Origin of the sequence: Rhodoplanes sp. (assembly GCF_013377085.1) — a bacterium.
GTDB lineage: Bacteria > Pseudomonadota > Alphaproteobacteria > Rhizobiales > Xanthobacteraceae > Rhodoplanes.
The window spans coordinates 1-7,948 of sequence record NZ_JACAAX010000084.1 but is presented as its reverse complement, the minus strand read 5'-3'; the positions used below and the strand labels follow the sequence as shown (position 1 = coordinate 7,948).

Annotated in this window: 5 protein-coding genes and 1 pseudogene; 5 read left to right on the top strand and 1 reads right to left on the bottom strand. The window is 64.9% G+C overall.

Going from position 1 to position 7,948, the window contains the following annotated elements:
- Positions 1–310: 310 nt before the first annotated feature.
- The 3 genes from HXX10_RS28805 to HXX10_RS28795 all read left to right on the top strand — a co-directional run bounded on the left by HXX10_RS28805 (position 311) and on the right by HXX10_RS28795 (position 2,248).
- The gene (locus HXX10_RS28805) at positions 311–1,255 is read left to right on the top strand and encodes a hypothetical protein (protein ID WP_296526932.1); all 945 of its coding nucleotides are present in this window, start codon (positions 311–313) and stop codon (positions 1,253–1,255) included.
- 97 nt (positions 1,256–1,352) lie between these two features.
- Positions 1,353–1,691 carry a hypothetical protein gene (locus HXX10_RS28800; RefSeq protein ID WP_296526931.1) on the top strand — a complete coding sequence of 113 codons (339 nt, stop codon included), beginning with the start codon at positions 1,353–1,355 and terminating at the stop codon, positions 1,689–1,691.
- Entirely contained in the window at positions 1,688–2,248 is a 561-nt protein-coding gene (locus tag HXX10_RS28795; RefSeq protein WP_296526930.1) for a hypothetical protein, read from the top strand. Before HXX10_RS28800 ends, HXX10_RS28795 begins: the two co-directional genes overlap by 4 nt.
- Before the next feature lie 126 nt (positions 2,249–2,374).
- On the opposite strand, the gene HXX10_RS28790 is transcribed toward HXX10_RS28795, so the two are convergent.
- Positions 2,375–6,226 carry a vitamin B12-dependent ribonucleotide reductase gene (locus HXX10_RS28790; RefSeq protein ID WP_296526927.1) on the bottom strand — a complete coding sequence of 1,284 codons (3,852 nt, stop codon included), beginning with the start codon at positions 6,224–6,226 and terminating at the stop codon, positions 2,375–2,377.
- Between the two features lie 779 nt (positions 6,227–7,005).
- On the opposite strand from HXX10_RS28790, the gene HXX10_RS28785 reads away from it, so the two are divergent.
- Entirely contained in the window at positions 7,006–7,422 is a 417-nt protein-coding gene (locus HXX10_RS28785; protein WP_296526926.1) for an NADH:ubiquinone oxidoreductase subunit NDUFA12, read from the top strand.
- A 178-nt stretch (positions 7,423–7,600) separates the two neighbouring features.
- Positions 7,601–7,948: pseudogene (locus HXX10_RS28780) on the top strand (DUF2155 domain-containing protein); the annotation flags it as partial.

Sequence of the window (7,948 nt, the reverse complement as noted above, 5' to 3'; positions counted from 1 at the left end):
GCCGTCCGGCGTCTCCTCGCCCGAGTCGCGACCGAAATCACCCAGACGACCGCTCCCCGTCGGCAATGCCCGCTCCTCGCAGTCTGATGCGTATTCTTGCCCAGTCTCTTCGCTCAATCCAGGCTACGAAGATCCCGGGCTACGCTTGCTACGAGTGAGCCCGGGCTACGCTTGCTACAAGGAAGCAGGGCTACGCTTTCTCTGGAGCGGATATGCGGGGCGATGTAAGAAAGGGCGGCAATTCGCGGATTCCGCCTCCCGATACTTACGTTGCATGAAGCGATGCCTGCGGCGGCTCTGGATGAGATACATGGCACCTGCGCGACCCGGGCTGCTCGGCTACCCAAGCGACAACCCAACCATTCTGGCGCAGCAGCGCAAGCAGCTTGCCGCCTACGTCATCCAGGACGTCTTGGAGGCCGCCGGCCGGCCGATCCAGATCAACGCGGGATCGGTCCGTATGTCAGTTAGGTGGATCCACTTCGACACGGAGGTTCGGGTATCTCTGTCGGACGCGATCTACGGCCGGATGTTCCCCCGCACGATGTCAGGCGAGTTCTATCACTACACCGGCGTGGAGGCCTTCAAGAGCATTGCGAACGAAGGCTCGTTGCGGCTCTACTGGCTCCGCAAGCGGATGGGCCAGCCGATCGAAGGCGAACTGGTCAACCTGGCGCGGCTGGAGGGATGGCATATCCTCGAGGCCGATATTGAAGCTGCGTACGACGATCCGAAGATCCAGGATTCACCCGGATCGAACTTGTTCTACGCCTCGCTGACAAAAGTCGACGGAGGTGGGGATCTCTGGAGTTTTGGCCCCGTTCGGCTCCATCTGCGCGTCGACACGACCGGAAAGATGGGGCAGTTGCGGGAGATCCAGTATCACGCGCCGGGAGGCGCCACGCTGCTCGGGGAGATCAACGACGCGCTTGCCACTAAAGGGTTGCCTCCGATCCTTCCTCTGTCGTCGTACCGGATGGCGGCAAATTCGGTGCCGGCAGGCTTCGCCGGCGAGGCCGAGACCCGGCTTCTACACCTGCATTTTGAAGGGCAACCCGACGAACGACAGAGGGATTCGGACAATGGTTTCTACTGGCCGATCCCGATCAACGGCTGCTGCGCCGTCGCCGACGTCACGCTGCTGGGTGTCTCGGTCAATTCGGTCGCCAACTTGGCTCGCGCTTGCAAGGCTATCGAGAACTCGCCATTGAGTTCGATCGAACCCATTTGCGTACCGCCGACGGTAAATCATTAGCGCTTCTTCTATAGGCAACAATGACCGGCAGGATTGAAATGGGGGAGATCCACACGTCGGGCGCGCCAAGCGTATGCGCAAAGGATTCACGGATTTGATGGAGCGCATCGACGATCTGAACGCCCAGATCGTCGCTAAATTCCCCACGATGGTGGCAGCCCGAACGGCCCATGGTTCCAACCCATCCCCCGAAAATCCTGAAGCACTCAGGAAGATCGAAGAGGAGGTTGCCGCTCTCCACGCCGAAAGCACCAGGCTGGTCGGCGAGTTGCCGGCAGCCAGCGGGTTGCCGATTGAACTATTCGAGGCCGCCCTCAAGGAGGACGAGCAGGCGACAGCCGTGGAGAAGAAAGCCCCGGATTTCGCTTCGCTCAATCCAGGCTACAAGGAAGCAGGGCTACGCTTGCTTCATTTTGAAGAGGGCTATAAACGATGAACGAACCTGAACTTAAATGGCCTGATTACGCCTTTGTTCCACAGACGGAATTTGTCCATGCAATCGGTATGGTATCCATAAATTTCAATTTACTGGAGCAGTCTATCAGGTGGGTTCTAAGCTTGGTAATTGATCTTCCTGAAGAGCCATTCTTAATGCTGTTCAACACCCTCGACAACTCGAGTAGATCAAGTCTCTTAAGACTATGCGATAATGCCGGAAAGTTCGATAGTAAGTTAAATACCTCAATAACGAATTTCGTTGAGGGATTCAACGTTTGTTGTAAAAATCGAAACATCCTTATGCACGCGCATGTTATAGGAATGACTGACGATGAGCCATTTTATATGTTTATGTCGAAGGCGACGAAAAGGTCGTCAAAAGAAAAAACATACCAGCCGACCGTGGCGGATATCCGAAAGATCGCCGACGATATGCATCGTTTTTATACGCTGGGGTTAGAACTTTACTCATACATTAAGAGCGCGAACGATGCGGAAAAAAAGCACACCATCGCTGTCATCGCTTTACCTAAAGAAATTACATCATCAGAATAGCTTTTATACAACAAAATAGTTCTTGGCCTCCGCCTATCGAGTTTTTTATTTAAACGATAACCCCGATTCTTGGCGGGCGTCCGGCCGCCACGTGGGAGCGGCCGGACGACGAAACGTTTTAACCCGTCACGAGCACCCCGTCGTGCTCCCGCACGTGTCGCACTTCATGCACGTCCCGTTGCGGACCAAAGTAAAATTCCCGCATTCGCCGCAGCTTTCGCCTTCGTAGCCTTTGGCTTTGGCTTCGGCGCGCTTTTCGGCGGCGTGGGCCTTGGCGTCGCGGGCGTCGGCGCGGGCGTGGGTTTCCTCCTGCCAGGGCAGCTCGTCGAGCACCTCGCCGAGGCGCAGTGCCGGCTCGGCCTTCAGGGCCGCGGCGAGCTGCTGGCCGCCGCCGCGGGCGAACGGGGCGACATTGCTGGCGCCTGCGGCGCCCAGGGCCGTCGGCGGCGAAGCCGCGGCGCGGCTGTCGGTGTGGCCGCCGGCCGGGGCGGTGGGTCCGCGCGTTTCGGTGCGGTGCTCGGCCGAGCGGTGATCGCCGGTCGGGGCGCCGCCGCCCTGCATCACCACCAGCTTGTCGGTGCGCGAGCGGGTGAGGCCCTTCGACACGTAGCGCGAGGCCGGCGAACCCTCCGGTATCTTGCCCTCGGCGACGCCCTTGCCGAGCGCGTCGAAGCCGCCCGTGGTCGACGGGTCGACATGGGCGAGATCGAAGCGCGACATGTACGACACCGCCAGCTCGCGGAACACGTAGTCGAGGATCGAGGTGGCGTACTTGATCGAGTCGTTGCCCTGCACCGGGCCGGACGGCTCGAAGCGCGTGAACGTGAAGGCGTCCACGTATTCCTCGAGCGGCACGCCGTATTGCAGGCCGAGCGACACCGCGATGGCGAAGTTGTTCAACAAAGAGCGCAGCGCCGCGCCCTCCTTGTGCATGTCGATGAAGATTTCGCCGAGCCGCCCGTCGTCGTACTCGCCGGTGCGCAGATAGACCTTGTGGCCGCCGACCACGGCCTTCTGGGTGTAGCCCTTGCGCCGGTCCGGCATCTTCTCGCGCTCGCGCATCAGCACGATGCGCTCGACCACCTTCTCGACGATCTTCTCCGACAGCGCCGCGGCGCGGGCCGCCATCGGCTTCTCGATGAAGGCGTCGACGTCGTCGTCCTCGTCCTCGTCGTCGGCGACGAGCTGGGACGAGAGCGGCTGCGACAGCTTCGATCCGTCGCGGTAGAGCGCGTTCGCCTTCAGCGCCAGCTTCCACGACAGCATGTAGGCGGCCTTGCAGTCCTCGACCGTCGCCTCGTTCGGCATGTTGATGGTCTTGGAGATCGCCCCCGAGATGAAGGGCTGGGCCGCCGCCATCATGCGGATGTGGCTCTCGACCGAGAGGAAGCGCTTGCCGTTGCGCCCGCAGGCATTGGCGCAGTCGAACACCGGATAGTGCTCGGGCCGCAGATGCGGGGCGCCCTCGACCGTCATGGCGCCGCAGACGAACACGTTGGCGGCGTCGATCTCGCGCCGGGTGAAGCCGATCGCGGCCAGAAGGTCGAAGCTCGGCTTCGACAGCTCCTCGGCGGCGAGGCCGAGCGTGCCGGTGCAGAAGGCCTCCCCGAGCGTCCACTTGTTGAAGGCGAACTTGATGTCGAAGGCGGTCGGCAGCGCCTTCTCGATCTTCTCCAGGATGTCGGGCGTGAAGCCCTTGGCCTTGAGGGTGGCGTGGTTGACGCCCGGCGCCTCGGCCAGCGTGCCGCGTCCGACCGCATAGGACTCGATGTCGGCGATCTGCTCGCCCGCGTAGCCGAGCACGCGCAGCGCCTCCGGCACGGCGCGGTTGATGATCTTGAAGTAGCCGCCGCCGGCGAGCTTCTTGAACTTCACCAGGGCGAAGTCGGGCTCGATCCCGGTGGTGTCGCAATCCATCACCAGGCCGATCGTGCCGGTCGGCGCGATCACGGTCGCCTGGGCGTTGCGATAGCCGTGCTCGGTGCCGAGCGTCAGGGCACGATCCCAGGCGGTCTTGGCGTGCTCGACCAGCCGCGGGTCCGGGCAGGTGGCGTGGTCGAGCCGCATCGGCACGGTGGCGAGCTTCTCGTAGCCGTGCTTCTCGCCATGCGCCGCGCGGCGATGGTTGCGGATCACCCGCAGCATGTGGTCGCGGTTCTTGCGATAGCCCGGGAAGGCGCCGAGCAGCGCCGCCATCTCGGCCGAGGTCGCGTAGGAGACGCCCGTCATGATGGCCGACAGGGCGCCGCACAGAGCGCGGCCGGCGTCGGAGTCATACGGGATGCCGGACGACATCAGGAGGCCGCCGAGATTGGCGTAGCCGAGGCCCAGCGTGCGGTACTCGTAGGAGAGCTGGGCGATCTCCTTGGAGGGGAACTGCGCCATCAGCACCGAGATCTCGAGCACCACGGTCCACAGCCGCACGGTGTGCTCGTAGCCCTCGACGTCGAAGGCGAGCGGGTCGCCGACCGCGCCCTTCTGCCGGAACGTCAGCAGGTTCAGCGAGGCGAGATTGCACGCCGTGTCGTCCAGGAACATGTATTCCGAGCACGGATTGGAGGCCCGGATCGGCCCGGAGGCCGGGCAGGTGTGCCAGTCGTTGATGGTGGTGTGGAACTGCAGGCCGGGATCGGCCGAGGACCACGCCGCGCCGGCGATCTTCTCCCACAGGTGGCTCGCCTTGACGGTCTTGGCGACCTTGTTGGGCTTGGTGCGCCAGGTCAGGTCCCAGTCGCGATCGGACTCGACGGCCTTGAGGAAGTCGTCGTTCACCCGCACGGTGTTGTTGGAGTTCTGGCCCGACACTGTGAGATAGGCTTCCGAGTCCCAATCGGTGTCGTAGATCGGGAGCTCGATGTCCTTGTAGCCCTGGCGGGCGAGCTGGATCACCCGCTTGATGACGTTGTCGGACACGTGATTTTTTCGCGCGGCCTTGATCTCGCGCTTGAGCACCGGATTCTTCTCGGGCGTGAAGCAGTCGTCGCCGGAACCCTGGCAGTTGACGCAGGCCTTCATCACGGCGCGCAGGTGCCGCTGGGCGATGCGCGAGCCGGTGACCATGCTGGCCACCTTCTGCTCCTCGATCACCTTCCAGTCGATGAAGGTCTCGATGTCGGGATGGTCGACGTCGACGATCACCATCTTGGCGGCGCGACGCGTGGTGCCGCCCGACTTGATGGCGCCGGCGGCGCGGTCGCCGATCTTGAGGAAGCTCATCAGGCCGGACGACTTGCCGCCGCCCGAGAGCCGCTCGCCCGAGCCGCGCAGGCGGGAAAAGTTGGTTCCGGTGCCGGAGCCGTACTTGAACAGGCGCGCTTCGCGGACCCACAGGTCCATGATGCCGCCCTCGTTGACGAGGTCGTCCTGGATCGACTGGATGAAGCAGGCGTGCGGCTGCGGGTGCTCGTAGGCGGACTTCGAGCGGTGCAGCTTGCCGGTCTTGAAGTCGACGAAGTGGTGGCCCTGGCTCGGCCCGTCGATGCCGTAGGCCCAGTGCAGGCCGGTGTTGAACCACTGCGGCGAGTTCGGCGCCACCATCTGCATGGCCAGCATGTAGCGCAGCTCGTCGAAGAAGGCCTGCGCGTCGGCCTCGGCGTCGAAATAGCCGCCCTTCCAGCCCCAATAGGTCCAGGTGCCGGCGAGCCGGTCGAACACCTGACGGGCCGAGGTCTCGCCGACCACGCGCTCCTTCTCGGGCATCGCCGAGAGCGCCGCCTCGTCGGGCACCGAGCGCCACAGCCAGGAGGGGACCGTCTCCTCCTCGACCTTCTTCAGGCGCGCGGCGACGCCGGCCTTGCGGAAGTACTTCTGGGCGAGCACGTCGGAGGCGACCTGCGACCAGGCGGTCGGCACCTCGACGGCGTCGGCGTGGAACACCACCGAGCCGTCCGGGTTGCGGATTTCGCTCTGGGTCAGGCGGAACGGGATGTCCGCATAGGGTGACTGGCCGTCCTTGGTGTAGCGCCGATCGATCCGCATCTTCCTGCCTCTTGCCTCGCTCCGCCCGCCGTCCTCCCGGACGTCGGGCCGACAATTCCGCCGCCGCAGGCCCGAAGGTCCGCGCCGTACTCCTCACGCTCCGTGCTCCGACTGACGCCGTTACTCGCCGATGATCCGCGCGCGGTCTCGGTCTTGTCGCTCACGTCGGCCGGAAGGACCCCCGTCAGGGTGAGGCACAGGCACGACAACGGGTGTCCACAAAGGCCAATTGGCTCCGGTGGAGGTCTGTCGCAAGCCTCAGGGATCCGTCCGGCGAGGACGTGGTACCAGCCGCGCCGCAGGGACCGAACGCTAGGCCGACTCCGGCGAGGCAGTCAAGCAATAGTGCGGAAGTCTGAATCATCCCCTAAATGTGGTGGGGTAGGGGAAGAATTGCGGGGATATTTTTAACGGCTCGGCAACCCTCTGGAATCTGGTCCGGATTCTGTAAAGCCCCGGAAAGACCCGAATGCCCCTTCGCGCTGCGGCAGCCGGCCGGAGTGTCACGCCGGCGTCACAACGAAGCAAAACCGCCTGTGAAATTCCCGAGTCGTTCTCCCCGCAGGACGGGTATCGGCAGCGGGCCGCGCGTGCCGCTGGTATCCTTGGAAGGGTCCGCGACGGAGGATGCCCGAAACGTCCGAGTCGGTGCTGCCGACTCGGGCCGAGCCGCGGACCGGGCGGGCCGACTCGCCGGATCCTGGGCCACGCCCGGTGTGTCTGGACATCCCGCCGGCCGGGTGGCATGAACGCGCAGCCCTCGCGCCCGCAGGTGGACCATGGACGTCAAGACCTTCCTGATCCGCGTCTTCACCTGGTGGAACGGCCAGACCTTCGGCACCCAGCTTTGGACGGCGCGCCACGGCGAGCTGATCGGCCAGGACGACGCCGGCAACAGCTACTATCGCGAGAAGGGCGGCCGGATCAGTCCGGCGCTCGGCTTCGAGCGCCGCTGGGTGATCTACAACGGCGAGGCGGACGCCTCCCGCATCCCGCCCGAGTGGCACGCCTGGATCCACCACATCGTCGACGTGCCGCCGAGCCGGCAGACCGTGGTGGCGCGCGAGTGGTGGAAGCCGCACAGGCCGAACCTCACCGGCACGCCCGGCGCCTACCGGCCGCCCGGCTCGACGCTGGCGCAGAACCGCCGGCCGGCCGCGACCGGCGACTACAAGGCCTGGACGCCCGGCCGCTGATAAAGCCTGGCCGCCATTTGCCCCGAAGCGGCCCCGCGAGGGGCCGGGGCCGCCGCGTTTCTTGTCGCTGCGACCCCTGTCGCCGCGACCCTTTCGGTGCCGCAATCCGCGTGTTAAGTGCGCCGCCTGCGCGGTCGCCGCCTTGCGCGCCGCCCTCGATCCGGATGTCGAGCCACCCATGATTCGATTCGCGCGCGCCGACCTGGCGCTTCTCGGCTTGCCGCTTTATGGCTTGGCGCTTCTCGGCCTCGCGCTGGCGGCCTCGCCGGCCGAAGCCCAGCTCGGCAGCATCTTCGGCGATCCGCCGCCGCGGCCGCCCTCGGCCGTGCCGACCCGCCAGCAGCCGCTGCCGCCGCCGGGCTCGCTGCAGCCGGTGACGCCGCTGCCCGACGAGAAGTTCGAGGAGCCGCCGCCGCTGTTCCCCGAGCGCCGCGGCGCCGTACCGCCTCCGGGTGGGGTCGAATCGCAGCCGCTGGCGCCGCCGCCCGGCGCGACGGTGACGCCCGGCCGCGCCCCCGACCAGGCC